The organism is Aquirhabdus parva (assembly GCF_003351745.1).
Classification (GTDB): domain Bacteria; phylum Pseudomonadota; class Gammaproteobacteria; order Pseudomonadales; family Moraxellaceae; genus Aquirhabdus; species Aquirhabdus parva.
The window spans coordinates 3,350,574-3,366,111 of the sequence record NZ_CP031222.1 but is presented as its reverse complement, the minus strand read 5'-3'; the positions used below and the strand labels follow the sequence as shown (position 1 = coordinate 3,366,111).

Sequence of the window (15,538 nt, the reverse complement as noted above, 5' to 3'; positions counted from 1 at the left end):
TTTAGTCCAGTTAGCAGGATGTGAAATATCGAGGTGAATGGTTCATTCGCGAGGGGTTATGACACTGCACGGACTGACTTGGGCTCTACCATTTGACTGAGATAATCAAAATCAAGGATATGGACGTCTTTGTTATTCACCGTCAGAACCTGCTGTTGCTGCAATTGGGCAAACACACGGCTTACAGTCTCTAGCGTTAGACCCAAATAGTTGCCAATACTGCTGCGGGACATGGGTAAATGAAAGTGATGTCCAGATAGGCGACGGCGCTGATAGCGGGTCGAGATGGACAGCAAAAACATTACGATGCGTTCCTGAGCGGTTAACTTACTGATGGAAAGTAAGGCTTGTTGTCCTTGGCGGATCTCATAGCTCATTAATCCAGAGATGTGATCTTGTAGACTAGGGATTAATCGGCCCAATGATTTGAGGTCGGTATAGGGTATAGCACACAGGGTTGTCGTCTCAAGGGCGTAGGCACTGTTGACATACTCGTGATGACCGATACTGTCTAGACCAATGATATCTCCGGGCAAATAAAACCCTGTCACTTGCTCAATACCGTTATTAAGCACGAGAGTCGTTTTGACTGCGCCAGAACGTACAGCATAGACCCGATTGAAGGCCTGACCTTGAAAAAATAGTGCGTCGTTGCGTTTGATCGGTGGACGATGCTCGATGATGGCATCCAGTTGCAATAATTCAGACGCTTGAACACTCGGCGGTAAGCACACCAGCGATAATGCGCAATCGCTACAATGCGTTTCTCGATAGCCCGAAGCCAGCTGCGTGCTTTTGATGATGTGGTTCATATCTCCCCTTAACGCTTGAGTCTCGCGAATGTCGAAGTGTCTGAAGTTCTTGCGGGTTTTTGATCCGATTTTTCGCATTATGTCCGATCTTGAGCGACCGTTTTGAACAAACGATCAGAAGTTTGATCTAGATCAAATTCTTGACGTCATTTGCTGTGATGGCGTGTCTTTTCTGTTTGTACAATGAAAAAAGATGATTTGCAGATGTGAGGATTTTGTCTCATCGACACAGGGGAGATGTGTCGATGAGGCTGATTTTTTAAATTCTCTGACCTGCAGGTTTCACGTTTTTTCATTTTATGGATGGATACACATGCCATGATCTATGCCGACCTTTTACCTGATCACCGTTCTTTGATCATCAAACCTGCTGGAACGTTAAGTCAGTCTGATTTTGAACGTCTATCGCTGTTAGTGGACCCTTATCTTGAGCGTGGTGGAAGACTATATGGGCTGATGATTTATACCCAGTCTTTTGTCAATTGGAGAGCCTTTAAGTTGTTGCTACCGCACCTACAATTTATTCGCAATCACCATCAACAGATCCAAAAAATTAGCTTAGTGACCGATGACATGACCAGTGCGATTATTCCTGCATTGATTAAGCATTTTGTTGATGCCGAGATCCGTAGTTTTGCCTTTCAGGATAAACAGCCTGCGATAGATTGGCTCAGTGATCAGTCATTGGAGGTGCTTTCTGATTCACTCGATGAGTATCAGGATTGATCTGCTTTTGATGAGCGGCTGATCGGAGGTATTAACTGTATGAGTCTTCTTTTTTCCGGTGCTGATCGCTCAGACACCGGATTTTTTATGGGTGGGGTGTCTGATTTTGACATCTATCTACAGGGAAGAAGTTCACGCCTGCGATCACAAAAGAATGAAATTTATGATCCAATTGGTTAGAACCCTCATGAAGTTTGATGTAGATCAAGGTTCGATTTCATAGTCCTCATACACTTCACTTTGCGATCTTAATGTTGGTTCGTTTAAAAAAGAGATCGTTTGATTAGAGCAAAAAATTGTCATCAGAGGCTATCTGATACTGAGTGGGAAGGGGGCTGACATGAAACGCCAAGACCGTAAATTACTGCATGAGATTTTGATTGTACTCGCGATCAAGCTCATTTTGCTGTACGGCATTTGGTCGCTTTGGGTCGCAGATCGACATGTCGCGGTCACTCCTCATTCTACGATGGATCATCTGCTTGCACCCCATTGAATACAGCGTGCTGACGTGCGCATTGAGGAATAAATATGATTAGTGAACAGTTGGTCGATCTGTCGCGGGTGCAGTTTGCTGCAACCGCGCTGTATCACTTTCTATTCGTCCCCCTGACCTTGGGGATGGTGTGGATTCTGGTCATCATGGAGAGCATCTATGTGATGACGGGGAAGCAGATTTATCAGGACATGACCCGATTCTGGGGCAAGTTATTTGGAATCAATTTTGCCTTGGGGGTGACGACAGGGATCACCATGGAGTTCCAGTTCGGGACGAATTGGGCCTACTACTCGCACTATGTCGGGGATATCTTTGGAGCGCCTCTGGCAATTGAAGGGTTGATGGCTTTCTTCCTCGAATCGACTTTTATTGGCTTATTTTTCTTTGGCTGGCAGCGACTTTCGCGGCAGCAGCATCTGTTGGTCACGATTCTGATGGCCATTGGTTCTAATTTATCGGCGCTGTGGATTTTGATTGCCAATGGCTGGATGCAAAACCCGGTTGGTGCTGAGTTCAACTACACCACCATGCGCATGGAGATGACGGACTTCTGGACGATTCTGTTTAATCCCGTAGCACAGGCTAAATTCGTGCATACCGTCTCTGCGGGCTATGTCACGGCATCGATCTTTGTCTTGGCGCTATCGTCTTGGTATTTGCTGAGAGGGCGCGATGTGCAGTTTGCCAAAAACAGTTTTCGCATTGCCGCAACCTTTGGTTTGGCCTCGGCATTGTCGGTGATTGTGCTGGGTGATGAGTCGGGCTATACCGTGGGGGAGTCACAGCAAACCAAGCTGGCGGCGATTGAGGCGATGTGGAAAACCGAACCTGCGCCGGCATCGTTCAATCTTATTGCATGGCCCAATGAAAAAACCATGAAGAATGATTGGTCTGTAGAGGTGCCATGGGTGATGGGGCTGATTGGTACTCGATCAACCAGCAAGCAGATCCCTGGCATCATTGATATCAAAGTCAAGAATCGTGAGCGGATCATTTCGGGCATACAAGCGGTGAGTGCTCTTGAGACCATTCGTATCAATCCTCTAGCACCGAATATCGCTGCGGTAAAAGCCACGTTTGAAGCGCATAAGGCTGACCTCGGATTTGGTCTACTTCTTAAGAAATATACGGATGATGTCGGCACTGCAACGCCTGCACAGATTCAGCAAGCCGTTGACTCAACCGTACCGCATGTCACACCGCTGTTCTGGAGCTTCCGCATCATGGTCGGCTTGGCGTTTGTTATGTTGGCGCTGTTTCTGGTGTCGTTCTGGCATACCTTAAAACTCGGCTTTGAGCATCGCCGTCGCTGGTTATACCAATGGGCTTTCATCATGTTGCCTGCGCCTTGGATCGCAGCGGAGCTGGGTTGGTTTGTCGCGGAGTATGGACGTCAACCATGGACCATCTATGGTGTCCTGCCGACCCATCTCTCGGTCTCGACAATTTCAGTGCACAGCGTCTATGGGTCATTGTCCGGTTTTATCGGCTTCTACACGCTGCTGCTGATTGCGGAGGTGTATTTGATGATCAAGTTCGCACGCCAAGGCCCGGGCAGTCTCGGTACGGGTCGTTATCAGCGTGAAGCAGTTCATCACGCCGCTGCAATTAACCATTAAGGAGTCGGCCATGATTATTGATCTCATTGATTACCCCACTTTGCGTGTGATCTGGTGGCTGCTGGTCGGCATCCTGCTCATCGGTTTTGCCATCATGGATGGCCATGATATGGGTGTCGGTACGTTATTGCCTTTTGTCGCAAAAAGTGATGTGGAGCGTCGGGTTGCCATCAATACCATTGCACCGCACTGGGATGGCAATCAAGTCTGGTTTATTACGGCGGGCGGGGCGATCTTTGCGGCGTGGCCTTTCGTCTATGCGACCGCATTCTCAGGATTCTACTGGGCCATGATGATTGTGTTGTGGGCACTGTTCTTCCGCCCCGTCGGTTTTGACTATCGCAGCAAGATTGAGCACCACTTATGGCGTGGGGTATGGGATTGGTTGATCTTTGTCGGTAGCTTTGTCCCACCGCTGATCTTTGGGGTGGCTTTTGGCAATTTACTGATCGGCGTGCCATTTCACTTTGATCATGATTTGGTATCCACTTATACCGGATCGTTCTGGGGGTTGCTCAATCCATTTGCCCTGCTGTGTGGTCTGGTCTCCACATGCATGATCACGCTGCATGGCGGTGTTTATCTGATGCACCGCACCGAAGGTGAGATCCAGCGCCGTGCACGGATTTGGGTCAGTGTGCTCGGTCTACTTTTTGTCGTGCTGTTCAGCCTTGCAGGGATTTGGCTGGCGTTTGGGATATCTGGCTATCAAATTACCTCGGCGATTGATCCTGCTGGATTCTCAGATCCTCTGGCGAAGACCGTGGTCAGTGCACCAGGGGCATGGCTACAGAACTATAGTCGCTGGCCGTTGTTTATGGCGTTGCCCTTACTTGGTTATGTCGGGGTTATCGCCGCGGTCGTGTTTGCGCGCAGCGGCAAGACTTTATGGGCCTTTATCTTATCTGCTGTCGGCATTGCGGGGGTGATTGGCACTGCTGGGGTATCGATGTTTCCATTCATCATGCCGTCATCCAGCGATCCCCGTTCAAGCCTGACGGTGTGGGATGCAACATCGAGCCACCTGACGTTGTTCATTATGCTGGTCGTGGCACTGATCTTTGTCCCTATCATTTTAATCTATACCAGTTGGGCCTATGCCGTGATGCGCGGCAAAGTCACTGCGGCGTATATCCGTGAAAACAATCACAGTACTTACTAGAAAAAAGGAGCACGTCATGTGGTATTTCACTTGGGTTCTCGGTGTCAGTTTTGCCATCTTCCTCGCTATCTTGAATGGCATGTGGGGTGAGCATGAAAAAGATCGTCTCCCGCAAGATCCTTCCCCAGACCAATAAGGAGCATCGTGATGTCAATCGAAAACGTCGTCCATTTTGAGCAACCATCCGATCAGCCCGATGTTTATGCATCGTCCAAGATCGCTTTGTTTCCGCTCTTGATCGCGTGGACCATTTGTATTGCGGTCACGATCTTCCCTCGGTTTTTGGTCGACGGCCAAGGCCACGCTGACCATGCGGCAGCCAGTGCCTTGTTTTGGGCGATGAGTGCGGGCTTTATTCGAGGGGTGGGATTCATTCCACGGACGCGGATTTTGCGCTGGCTGTTTTCCACGGCGTCGTGCGTGCTGGGGCTGCTGATCACGCTCTATCTGATGCTGCACTAGAGGATTGAGCGGATCTAAAGCATCGATTCACTTTTTAGTTTCCTAATCTAACTGTCATTTATTTCATAGCGTCTTTGGACGCTGTGTGGGTTCCTTTGACTTTTTTTTGCAACGCAAAGTCCCTGAATGGATCAGGGCATTAACAAAGGGGTCATGATCATGAAAAAAATCCTACTTATTGCTTGTGCATTATGCTGTGCGTCCACCAGTTATGCGGAGTCACCGTGGTTGGTGAAACTCGGTGTTTCCGACGTGGTGCCAAAACGGGACGGCGGCACCTTGGCAGGGATGCAAGCGTCTTCGTCGAATGATGTGCAATTCACACCCAGTGTGGAGTACGCATTCAATCCTGCGCTCTCGGCAGAATTACTGCTGGCCGCGCCACTTGGTCACAACGTCACGTTGAACGGTATACGCGTCGTTAAGCTCAAAGAGCTGCCACCGACTTTGTCATTGAAGTATCGCTTTCCCGCGATTCAGGGTATTCAGCCTTATTTTGGACTCGGGGTGAATTACACGATGTTCTGGGATGAGAAAACGGAAGGACCTGTTGTAGGCAGTAAGCTCAATGCCATCAATAGCTTGGGAATGGCGGGCTTGATCGGAGCAGAATATCGTATCCCGAAATCACCCTTTGGTATTGCGGTTGATATTCGCTATATCGATATCGTCAGCAAGGTCAAACTGGATGGCAACAAGATCGGTGATCTCACGATCAATCCTTGGGTGCTTGGCGCGGGTGTGACCTATCGTTTTTAAGGATCAATTGATCGGGTCATGCGCTATCCACGATAGCGCATTGCCTCGACAAACAAGTTGAATGCAGGCGAAGACTGGCGCCGGCTGGGGTAATACAAATGGTAGCCCGGAAAGGTGGGATACCAGTCTTCAAGCACTTTGACCAATCGTCCTGCCGCAATATCATCGGCGAGCATTTGTTCAGGAAGATAGGCCAATCCTAAGCCTGCAAGGCTCGCCTTCATAATCATCTCCGCACTATTAAAGATCAGTTGCCCTTCAACGCGAACTTTAAGCGCATGTCCGTCCTTTTCAAATTCCCACGCATACAGCCCGCCATAGGTTGGCAAACGGATGTTAATGCAGTTATGTTCAGCCAGATCCTGAGGCGTCTGTGGCACAGGGTATTGGGCAAAATAGCAAGGTGTTCCGACCAGCGCAAATTTCATATCTGGACCAATACGCGCAGCGACCATATCTTTGGCCACTTGATCGCCAAAGCGCACCCCTGCGTCATAGCGCTCGGCAACGATATCGGTCAGTTGGTTGTCGATATTGATTTCGACTTTGATGTCTGGGTAATTGGGTAAAAATTTAGCGAGCTTGGGCCAGATGACATCATGGGCAGCATGTTCAGCCGTTGTAATGCGTATGCTCCCCGCAGGTCTTTCCCGAAGCTCAGTCAGTGCAGCCAGTTCGGCTTCGATTTCTTCAAAGCGCGGTGTCAAGGTTGAGAGCAGACGATCTCCGGCATCGGTGGGGGCGACGCTGCGAGTCGTGCGGGTCAGGAGTCTGAGACCTAGACGGGTTTCAAGTGCGCGTATGGTATGGCTCAGTGCCGATTGGGAGACACCGAGCTGTGCAGCGGCGCGGGTGAAACTACCTTCTCGGGCGACGATCACAAAGGCTTGCAGGTCGTTAAAATTTTCACGTGCCATGGTGCAATCCTTTGTTAGCTTGATAAGAAATTGAAGTCTAATCTTCTCTGATGCAGGGGTTTGGCGTCAATCTTATTCATGAGTAAAATTCATAAGTTCATGCAGATTATCGCATCTAGTCGGCAGGTGCTTCATCTGATAAATTTTTGACCATCCAAGAACCCAGTTCTGCGGTTCTTAAAATCAAATCTCGTACACATCTTATAGATCACTCTAATGAGCGCATAGATTGCGCTTTAAGCCGTTTTGACATTTTTATTCAAAGGTTATCAGCATGAATATTCAAAGAAGTGGTGCACAGCCCTCAATACAAGGGGCAACTAAAAATTTTACTGGTGTGGTTCGGGTTGATCCGCTGTTTAAGGCCAATGGTCCAGCACGTGCAGTGAGCGCCAGTGTCACATTTGAGGCAGGTGCACGTACCGCATGGCATAGCCATCCACTGGGTCAGAGTTTGATTGTGACGGCAGGCAGTGGCTGGGTACAGCGCTGGGGTGGTCCGATTGAGGAGATTACGGCAGGTGATGTGGTCTGGATTGAGCCCGGTGAGAAACACTGGCATGGCGCCACCATGACCAGTTCGCTGACCCATATCGAGATCCAAGAGCAATGGATTGGTAAGACCGTGGAATGGTCTGAGTCCGTAAGCGAAGAACAATACCAAGGCGCAGAACGGGTGCGATTAGTCGGTTGATTTGCAGAAAATTGAGCATGATCGAAAGAGAGGTGCAATAACGCCCTGCATATGGCACTCTAAAGGTCTTGATCGAATGATCAACTTGATGGAGTTCGTATGCCCGTTCAAGAGTCCAACCCATTTTCTCAAGCGTCCCATGTCTATGCGCAAGCGCGCCCGCGATATCCCCGTGATCTTTACAACTGGATGCTGGCGCATACATCTGGGCGCGATGCGGTGTGGGATTGCGCCACCGGAAGTGGTCAGGCGGCGATCGATCTGGCGGCGCATTTTGCACGGGTCGAAGCCACCGATATCAGTGCGGAGCAGGTCGGAGAGGGAATGCAACAGGCAAACATTCACTATTCCATACAGCCCGCAGAACAGACCTCATTCTTAGATCAAACCTTTGATCTGGTGACCGTTGCTCAGGCATTGCACTGGTTTGACTATACGCGGTTCTGGCCTGAGGTGCTCCGGGTAGCCAAGCCGAATGCGCTGTTTTGTGCGTGGGGTTATGCTTGGTTTACCTGTGATCCTGAGGTGGATACGGGGTTCGTGCAACCCTTCCGCCGATTGATTGAGCCATACTGGGCGATGAACAACCGAATCTTGTGGGATGGTTTTCATGATGAGGGTATCGCTTTTCCATTTAAACGAATTACACCACCGCGATTAGCCATTCAGACAGTGTGGACGATTGCGCAATTGATTAAATATATGCAGACATGGTCAGCGTATAAACATGCACTTAAAAATGAAACTGTGGCGTCTGGACTGCAAAAACTGTGTGCAGATGCAGCGCAACGTTTTGTGCCGAAAGGGACGATGCAAATCACCATGCCGCTGCATATCGTGGCGGGTCATGTGGTGGAGCAGTGATCGTAATAAAGCTGAATATAAATGAGGATGACGCCATCGTGAGCGGTGCTGATCACGCGCTCACGATGGGGGGGTCAGCAGAACTTCAGACTGCCATAGCAGTTGGGAATGGTATTTTGGCTACTCAATTGCACACCGTTTAAGGTGATGGCGATAGGAGTTAAGCCCACCGTACCCACTTGTGCACCGATTGATGAGTTAGGGTTGTTGGCACCAGAGAGTAGGCCAAAAAGGTCGTTTGAATTAATCGCATGACCTGCCAGATAGTTATTGAATTGCTGCGCGAATTGCGGGAAAACGCAGGTTGTCGCACTGGTTGGGTCCGCGCACAGGTTGATCGGAGCGCTGGGCTTCAAATCACCGAGATAGACGGGGTTATTCACGCCAAGCCACCAGCCTTTTTGGGCAACGTTATCACTGGGTGATCCGGGCCAGAGGATACTTTGTTGCTGTAAACTCAATGAGATCGGTGAGTTGACCGGCAGTGAGTGGACGAAGCCCAACGGTTGCACAAAAGCCACCTGAGCTGAAATATTCTGAATAGCGGCATACATGTGTACATTAAAATTATCACCAACACCACCATTAGGCAGGATCAGACAGCCTAAACCAAAGCAGGATGTGGATTGTGCGACCACAGGCCCCCCCTGCGTACCCACAGTGCCATTATTGGGATAAGTGCCCGATGAACCAGCAGCACTGTAGTTTGAGTTATAGGTCGGTGTGCCATACTGATTACACGCGCCAATGCCCAGCCCGCCGCAATCGTTGTTATCGGGGTTATAGCCCAGAATCACGTTGGGCAGTGTGGCGGAAGGATTGACGGTAATGGCGGTCACGCGTGATCCATTGACGGTTGGGGCAGGGACACTGAAGGTGATCCCCGAGAATCCTGGAATGGTGATCGTGCCTGAGGTCAGCGTGAAGTTGGCGGTTGCCCCTAATCCACCCAAAGCGGTCAACTGTCCATTGATGGTGTAGTTGGCAGGTCCGCTTCCCGGATTGTAGACTGGGAATATTGCTGGTGCCGTACTGATCGTACCCGTCAAGGTATTCGCTGCACTGGTAGACTGAACATGGACATATCCGGACAGGGTGTTGATCCCGTTAGCTGTTGTCGTATTATCACCCGACTGGAGCAGACCCGTGGCATTTTGAGCACCAAACTGAACACCTGCGATCTGCCGTGTTGATAGACTGGTGGGATTCTTAATCGCCAAACGCAAGAATGGGTTGGTCAATACCGCATCACAACTGGCGGGGCTGGCTCCTGCAGGGCAACCGTTACTACCTGGATTACCACTCAAGCTCAGATTATTGATATCGATGTCACAACCTGGCCCATTCACCCCACCACAGCCTAATTGTAGATGCTGGATGTTGGTATTGAGCGCAAGTTCGCCTTGGAGTCCAAGCGTGAAGAAGCCAAAGTCGGAGGTGGTCGCGCCCGTTCCTGAGCCGGAGGGGGCAATATAGTTGGTGTAGTAGGCGGCTTGCCCCGTTTCATCACGCATGGCTTGTTCAGTCAATGGTGTGAGTGCGATCGCCACATTCCCCCATAATGCCCCGGCAAACAGTGGCATCAAAACACAGACGAGTTTCCTCGTTGCTTTTATTACGTCCATCATTATCGTCCTTTATTGTTTTGGTGCTGCACAGCATTTTTTTGCCGTACGGCTTTTTTGTTGTTGCGGCCTTACTTTTTTGTTTTAACTCTTTTACCCATGCTCTATATGGCTTGATCCCAGCGATATTGAGTGGAGTATCACTGAGTGAAACCACATGACCTTCCGTCAAATTGGGATTTCAATCAGTGCGATGCTTTTGTTGTTGGTCTCTTTGGCTACCGTGATTTTTTTGTTGAGCGGTGCCTAGGATGACAGCCTATCATCTGTGATCTGGTGTTCATTTGCAAGGATTGTTCGACAAAAGTGATTAATTATAAGATAAGGTCAAACTACATTGACGGGATATCACCCTAAAGTCATCTAGCCTGATCGACCTGTTCGCTGAGCTGTTTTTGTAATCCTTGGGTTACCTTAGCAGATGCGATGATCCTTACACCGATCAAGATCAAAGCACAACTGGGAACGAGTGACCACGACAGTTGCTCTCCCAAAAAGATATAGGCAAAGAGCGTGGCCAATATAGGCGTTGATAGCATGATCGTGACGTTGAGCAGAGGCGGTAGTCTTTGGGATGCTGCGCTATAACATAGCGTTGCCAATACAGTAGAGATCAACGCGAGAGCGAACATAGCAAGCAGTTCTGGAAAAGACCAGTGTAAGGGTAAACTGATCTGACCAGACATAAGCCCAATACCTGCGGCAATGATTCCCCCAAATCCCAAACAGACCATCGCGATTTTTAAAGGCAGACTCTGATCTCTAATCTGCTGTTTATGAATGATGACGGCAGAAAGTGCTGTGGATAATGCTGCCAGTGACCCAAAAATATAACCAATCCAAGGGCGGGTGATTTGGCTTGTGACGAGATGAACGCCCGTCATACAGATGATAATGACCCCGATGATGGCACATGCCGCCCCCAAGGCTTCACGTCCATTGATTTGTTCTCCTAGAATTGCGCGGCATATCAGGACGTAAACAGGGGACGTACTAATGAGTAAGGCGACGATGGCGATTGGGGCAAACTGAAAGGCGATAACCGCGGTCAAAAAATAAAGACCCTGCAAAACGCCTAAGATCCAGATGGTTGGGCTCAGTTTAAAGTTGATCCGTGAGCGAATGATCAGTAGCAGGGGGATGACAAAGATTAGCCCGATCAGCAAGCGTCCTGCGGTGACCTCTAATGCAGTGTGATGACCCGATAAGCGTACAAAAACGCCTGTGAGCCCCCAAGAGAGCGCTGCGATCAGGGCAAAGCCTGCACCGCTGGAGAAGTCTTTATGCATCGCATGATCCGAGGCGTGATCAGGGAAAATAAGCATCAGCATCGTTCGTTTTCTGCATATTTTGTTTTGCAGATCACGATGTGATGCAGTGACTTATCTTAGCAGACCAAACGATTAAATGGTCAAGATGTGATCTTCAGTTAGGCTTCGATGAATGACTTCTAGATGCCCAGTTTCCTGAGCACGGGTTATTTTAACCACCTTATAAAATATCTTTTTTATTTAGAATTAATCCACTAAAGGCGGTTGACAGCGCAGTATCTTTGACCATACGATCAAAGCATGAACACATACCTATTCAACGTCCGATTTTGCGCCTCCGTCTCCATGGGAAATCATGGGGAACGGTGGTCTGCGTGTCAAAATTTGGCTGAATGTTTAGGATAGTGTTTAAAGCCTTAACCAAACCCAGCAAAATATTTTCACAAAGACCACGACTTAAATCGTGGTCTTTTTTTTATGCGAGAAAAATGATGAAAACTGAACGTAACGCAAACCGCCGCTTGATCTCCACGCTGACCAATTCTAGTCGTGCCCTACATGCCACCATGTTTGAAGTCGGTGGGATGTGCGCTGTTAACGGGGGATTGCATACTTTCTTCAAACCACCGATACCGAAGATAGGTGAGCATGATGATTGAGCTTAAACATACGGTATTCAGCACATGGCCGATATTGGCGGAAGATCACGCCATTACGATCCAGAAGAATCTATCTCATGCCGAGATTGATGCCTTGGAGACGTTCCACCTAAATCGAAATATTCATCCGTTATTTCTGCTGATCTCACTTCACGCATATTCGGCTACGGATGAAAGGCTGGCTCAGCGCGGTTATGGTCGTGAAGGTGAAATGGTGGTGATGACTCGGGAAATACGACTAAGTGCGCAAGCATCAGATTTGCACATAGCGGCTCATGATCACACGTCTATTCACTTAGCCCAGATGCAAGGCTTCCAGCAGCGTTATCACTATTGGTATCGCGTTCACGCTTTACGTGAATAGTTCATCGAAACGTTGAGCACTAACTTTTTCCATATTTTGTATAGGTGTATTCATTCATGACCTCTTTAACCATTGCGATCCCCGGACCGGTCAATCTGCGGGATGCGCTAAAACGACCTGAGCTACATGCGGCCTTTGGACATCGCGATAGTGCTGCGCATGAACTGTATCAGCGTATCTCTCAGCGCTTGTTGACCATTGCTGGAACTACCCGCGATGAATATGACTGTCTGCTGATTAATGGCAGTGGCACCAACGCCATGGAGGCTTGCGTTCGCTCTCTAATCCGTGATGATGGCAGTAGTACATTCCTGACAGTCGGTGCGTTTGGTGAGCTGTTCGCCAAGATCGCGCAGGGCTGTGATAAAGCCAATCATGGACTTGTGCAGTTTGAAGCTGGCACGGCGATTGATCTGACGACGCTTGCACAAGATGAGCAGGTTGCACGTGCTGAGATTTTGGTCTTTACCCATAATGAGAGCTCGACAGGCGTGACCAATGATCTGGCTGTAATTTGTGCATGGGCAGCACAGCAGGGGAAGCAGGTGATTGTGGATGGCGTGAGTCTGTTTGCTGGTGCGCCGGTCAATCTGTCTCAAACTAAACCTTTGGCGTACATCACCGCAACGCAAAAGTGTTTGGGGCTGCCTGCGGGTTTAAGCATTGTCTTTCTACGTAAAGATGTGGCCAGGCAAGTGATTGAACAGGTGCCTAATCGTGGCTATACCACGGACTTAAAACGCTATCTGACTGCCGCTGGCAAGCATGAAGTATTAACCACGCCGAATTGCAGTTTGTGGAATCAACTGGATGCTCAGCTTGATTATATTACCCAGATTGAAGGCATAGAAAACCGTTTTGCGCGCCATCAGCAGCTTCAGGCGCAGGTGTTGGCGTGGATCACGCAGCAGGGCTTATCGCTCTATCCTGCTTTGGCGGATGCCAGCCCTTCAGTCAGTGCCATTCGTGTGCCTGCGGACTTTGATCTAGCGGGTCTTAAGCAGCGTATGCGTGAGCAAGGCTATCTGATGGATGTCGGCTACGCAGGTCTAAATCAGGAGTTGATCCAAAAGTATCAATACAAGACGTTCCGAATTCCACATATGGCGGACATGACGGCAGAGGGTCTGGATGCGTTCTTGAGGGAGTTGGAACAGCAGATGGCGAATTAGATGTGACTAACGCTCGGTGTATCTACGCGAATGTACCGAGTCCACGCAGCAATATGGGCAATAACTCATTAACCATATTGGTTCGAGCATGAGGCTCGCGGGTACAGAGTTCGAAGAGGACTGCACCATGGACTGTTGACCATAAGATTTTTGCGATCGCTTTGGGGTCTTCAGTCGGTAGGAGTAATTTTTCGGCGGTAGCCTGTTCAATAAAGCTGGTAAACAAAGCGAAGACTTTTGAGTTGTATAACATTCCCAGTACATCGGCTTCAGTTGCAATGGGTGTGGTGGCGGATAGATAGAGTTCTGAATCTGAAAGTGCCTGCTCACGGTAAATTTGTGCAGTTTGATAAATCAGTTGGATGGGGGTGGAGTGCGGGACCAATAACAGCAGGCGTTGCTCAAGCTCCACCACAAAGTGCTGATATAGCGCGAGAATCAGCCCTGCTTTACCGCCAAATAAGGTATAAATCGCTTGAGTGGATGTCTCAGCGCGTTCAGCAATCATACGCAGGTTAAAGGCGACCATACCTGATTCCCGCACCACCAGACGTGCAGTCATGATCAGCTTATTTCTCAGATCGATAGTATTGCTATCCATGCGGTTTTCTTTTTCTCGAGATGACATTCATTCTTCACCCTCCACCTTTTTTTTATTATCTATCAAATGAACTGACTTTGTAAAAAAGAATAATAGGGGAAGGATTGAAATGAAGTTATAACGTTGTTATATTGATGTAATAATAAGTTGTTAACAATAAAAAATAATCTGAATTAAAGATGGGTCGGCGTGTTGTTTTATAAATTTTTAAAAATAACACTTTAAATTTAACATCTTATATTTGGTTTATCATTAAGTATGTCTATTGTTAGTGTGACTCAAGTCAGCAGAATGCTTCATATTCATAATGAGAATGGTCAACTGACCGCAACGATCAATGCCTTTGGCGGTCTGGTAGACTATACCGCACAGGCGGTTCGGGTCAGTCATATGGGCAAGGTGCTGACTTATAATGAGTTTGGAAAGTTGGTCTCGGTTTCTTCGCAGGCTTAACGGATCGCTTGAATTCAGATCACATCAAGATGGCGCTTATAAACGTGCATCTGATACTCAAAATCCAGTTGCAACCATTACATTCTGCCCAAATGACTAGATAGCGTTGGTAGGGTGAGATTAGAGGACTGCTGCAAGGTGTTCGCGTAGCTTTGCAAGATCACCCTGAACATCGGCCTGTTTGATGACATTAAAGCTAGAAAAGGACGGTAGAACTTCAGCACCGCAAAACTTGTAGTTGGCGCTATTACTGACAAACACATCATCCACTGTCTTACCGGCAAACAAAACTTGCTGATCATTGCCAAAGGCTTCTTCAGGGGCATTCCATGTCAGAGACAACATGTATTGTTTCCCCTGCATTTTTCCTCCTGTGCCGTACTGTTTGCTTGGATCTTCGCGGGTGCGGCCATCATCGACCAGCAAGCGCTGATCAGTGAGACCTGCGGTGAAGACTTCATCGACATATTTCTTGTAGATCCACGGAGTCCCAAACCAGTACACAGGGGATTGCAGAATGATGAGATCTGCCCAGACGTGTTTTTGCACCTCTGCTTCGATATCGTAACCTTGTTCAATATCAGTAAGCTGCACGGTGTGACCGCGTTGCTCCATGTCTGCTTTGATGGTCTCTACCAATGTCTGGTTCAGGCTGCCTGAAGAAATGCCTTCATAAAATTGGTGCGCGTTAATAATCAGAACGTTTTTCATCATTATTCCTCAAAAAAATGGGTAATCACAGATATCAGGGATGCTGCTTGCTGATGGTTATTGTGGGTGCAGAGTCGATTTATTCGTTTGTCTGATTTGATCAGGTTATTGCCTAAACTGATGAGTTATCAGCAGCCCTTGCAATACCTGTCGACGGTTGGTGATAGA

The 15,538-nt window shown here is 48.5% G+C and carries 20 protein-coding genes; 13 read left to right on the top strand and 7 right to left on the bottom strand.

Translation table 11 applies throughout. From position 1 onward, the window contains the following. Positions 1–56: 56 nt before the first annotated feature. Positions 57–812, bottom strand: coding sequence for a fumarate/nitrate reduction transcriptional regulator Fnr (gene fnr, locus HYN46_RS15240; protein ID WP_114900183.1), 756 nt, complete (start codon positions 810–812; stop codon positions 57–59). A gap of 318 nt (positions 813–1,130) precedes the next feature. Here fnr and HYN46_RS15235 point away from each other — a divergent pair, with 318 nt between their 5' ends. The 7 genes from HYN46_RS15235 to HYN46_RS15210 all read left to right on the top strand — a co-directional run bounded on the left by HYN46_RS15235 (position 1,131) and on the right by HYN46_RS15210 (position 6,039). Next, a complete protein-coding gene (locus HYN46_RS15235; RefSeq protein WP_162818254.1) occupies positions 1,131–1,538 on the top strand; it encodes a SpoIIAA family protein in 408 nt (135 codons plus the stop codon). Between the two features lie 340 nt (positions 1,539–1,878). Further along, positions 1,879–2,034 carry a cytochrome oxidase putative small subunit CydP gene (cydP, locus tag HYN46_RS17375; RefSeq protein WP_162818253.1) on the top strand — a complete coding sequence of 52 codons (156 nt, stop codon included), beginning with the start codon at positions 1,879–1,881 and terminating at the stop codon, positions 2,032–2,034. 35 nt (positions 2,035–2,069) lie between these two features. After that, complete coding sequence (locus tag HYN46_RS15230) at positions 2,070–3,656, top strand: cytochrome ubiquinol oxidase subunit I (RefSeq protein WP_114900181.1); 1,587 nt, start codon at positions 2,070–2,072, stop codon at positions 3,654–3,656. A gap of 10 nt (positions 3,657–3,666) precedes the next feature. Next, positions 3,667–4,818: a cytochrome d ubiquinol oxidase subunit II gene (gene cydB, locus HYN46_RS15225; RefSeq protein WP_114900180.1), complete on the top strand. Its 1,152-nt coding sequence runs from the start codon at positions 3,667–3,669 to the stop codon at positions 4,816–4,818. A 16-nt stretch (positions 4,819–4,834) separates the two neighbouring features. Continuing rightward, the gene (gene cydX, locus HYN46_RS15220) at positions 4,835–4,954 is read left to right on the top strand and encodes a cytochrome bd-I oxidase subunit CydX (RefSeq protein WP_114900179.1); all 120 of its coding nucleotides are present in this window, start codon (positions 4,835–4,837) and stop codon (positions 4,952–4,954) included. Between the two features lie 11 nt (positions 4,955–4,965). Continuing rightward, entirely contained in the window at positions 4,966–5,280 is a 315-nt protein-coding gene (locus HYN46_RS15215) for a cyd operon YbgE family protein (RefSeq protein ID WP_114900178.1), read from the top strand. Positions 5,281–5,439: 159 nt separating this feature from the next. Next, on the top strand, positions 5,440–6,039 hold the full coding sequence (locus HYN46_RS15210; protein ID WP_162818252.1) for an OmpW/AlkL family protein: 600 nt from the start codon (positions 5,440–5,442) through the stop codon (positions 6,037–6,039). A 23-nt stretch (positions 6,040–6,062) separates the two neighbouring features. Here the strand turns inward: HYN46_RS15210 and HYN46_RS15205 are convergent, their stop codons facing one another. Continuing rightward, positions 6,063–6,956: a LysR family transcriptional regulator gene (locus HYN46_RS15205; RefSeq protein WP_114900176.1), complete on the bottom strand. Its 894-nt coding sequence runs from the start codon at positions 6,954–6,956 to the stop codon at positions 6,063–6,065. Between the two features lie 274 nt (positions 6,957–7,230). Here HYN46_RS15205 and HYN46_RS15200 point away from each other — a divergent pair, with 274 nt between their 5' ends. Then, complete coding sequence (locus HYN46_RS15200; RefSeq protein WP_114900175.1) at positions 7,231–7,650, top strand: (R)-mandelonitrile lyase; 420 nt, start codon at positions 7,231–7,233, stop codon at positions 7,648–7,650. A gap of 99 nt (positions 7,651–7,749) precedes the next feature. Further along, positions 7,750–8,514 carry a class I SAM-dependent methyltransferase gene (locus tag HYN46_RS15195; RefSeq protein WP_114900174.1) on the top strand — a complete coding sequence of 255 codons (765 nt, stop codon included), beginning with the start codon at positions 7,750–7,752 and terminating at the stop codon, positions 8,512–8,514. A gap of 74 nt (positions 8,515–8,588) precedes the next feature. Here the strand turns inward: HYN46_RS15195 and HYN46_RS15190 are convergent, their stop codons facing one another. From HYN46_RS15190 to HYN46_RS15185, 3 genes are all read right to left on the bottom strand, one after another. Then, complete coding sequence (locus tag HYN46_RS15190) at positions 8,589–10,097, bottom strand: hypothetical protein (protein WP_114900173.1); 1,509 nt, start codon at positions 10,095–10,097, stop codon at positions 8,589–8,591. After that, positions 10,036–10,311, bottom strand: a complete 276-nt coding sequence (locus tag HYN46_RS17370; RefSeq protein ID WP_162818251.1) for a hypothetical protein — start codon at positions 10,309–10,311, stop codon at positions 10,036–10,038. The genes HYN46_RS15190 and HYN46_RS17370 overlap by 62 nt, the downstream gene beginning before the upstream one ends. 187 nt (positions 10,312–10,498) lie before the next feature. After that, entirely contained in the window at positions 10,499–11,470 is a 972-nt protein-coding gene (locus tag HYN46_RS15185) for a DMT family transporter (protein WP_114900172.1), read from the bottom strand. Between the two features lie 428 nt (positions 11,471–11,898). On the opposite strand from HYN46_RS15185, the gene HYN46_RS17365 reads away from it, so the two are divergent. From HYN46_RS17365 to HYN46_RS15175, 3 genes are read left to right on the top strand one after another with little or no spacing between them, the layout of a single operon-like run. Beyond that, a complete protein-coding gene (locus HYN46_RS17365; RefSeq protein WP_162818250.1) occupies positions 11,899–12,069 on the top strand; it encodes a hypothetical protein in 171 nt (56 codons plus the stop codon). Then, on the top strand, positions 12,059–12,433 hold the full coding sequence (locus HYN46_RS15180) for a hypothetical protein (RefSeq protein WP_114900171.1): 375 nt from the start codon (positions 12,059–12,061) through the stop codon (positions 12,431–12,433). The genes HYN46_RS17365 and HYN46_RS15180 overlap by 11 nt, the downstream gene beginning before the upstream one ends. A gap of 56 nt (positions 12,434–12,489) precedes the next feature. Beyond that, positions 12,490–13,605: a pyridoxal-phosphate-dependent aminotransferase family protein gene (locus HYN46_RS15175; RefSeq protein ID WP_114900170.1), complete on the top strand. Its 1,116-nt coding sequence runs from the start codon at positions 12,490–12,492 to the stop codon at positions 13,603–13,605. A 22-nt stretch (positions 13,606–13,627) separates the two neighbouring features. On the opposite strand, the gene HYN46_RS15170 is transcribed toward HYN46_RS15175, so the two are convergent. Further along, positions 13,628–14,206, bottom strand: a complete 579-nt coding sequence (locus tag HYN46_RS15170) for a TetR/AcrR family transcriptional regulator (protein ID WP_162818249.1) — start codon at positions 14,204–14,206, stop codon at positions 13,628–13,630. Positions 14,207–14,464: 258 nt separating this feature from the next. Here HYN46_RS15170 and HYN46_RS15165 point away from each other — a divergent pair, with 258 nt between their 5' ends. Continuing rightward, the gene (locus HYN46_RS15165; protein ID WP_114900168.1) at positions 14,465–14,659 is read left to right on the top strand and encodes a hypothetical protein; all 195 of its coding nucleotides are present in this window, start codon (positions 14,465–14,467) and stop codon (positions 14,657–14,659) included. Positions 14,660–14,779: 120 nt separating this feature from the next. Here HYN46_RS15165 and HYN46_RS15160 read toward each other — a convergent pair whose 3' ends face one another. Next, positions 14,780–15,373, bottom strand: a complete 594-nt coding sequence (locus HYN46_RS15160; protein ID WP_228254829.1) for an NAD(P)H-dependent oxidoreductase — start codon at positions 15,371–15,373, stop codon at positions 14,780–14,782. Between the last annotated feature and the right edge of the window lie 165 nt (positions 15,374–15,538).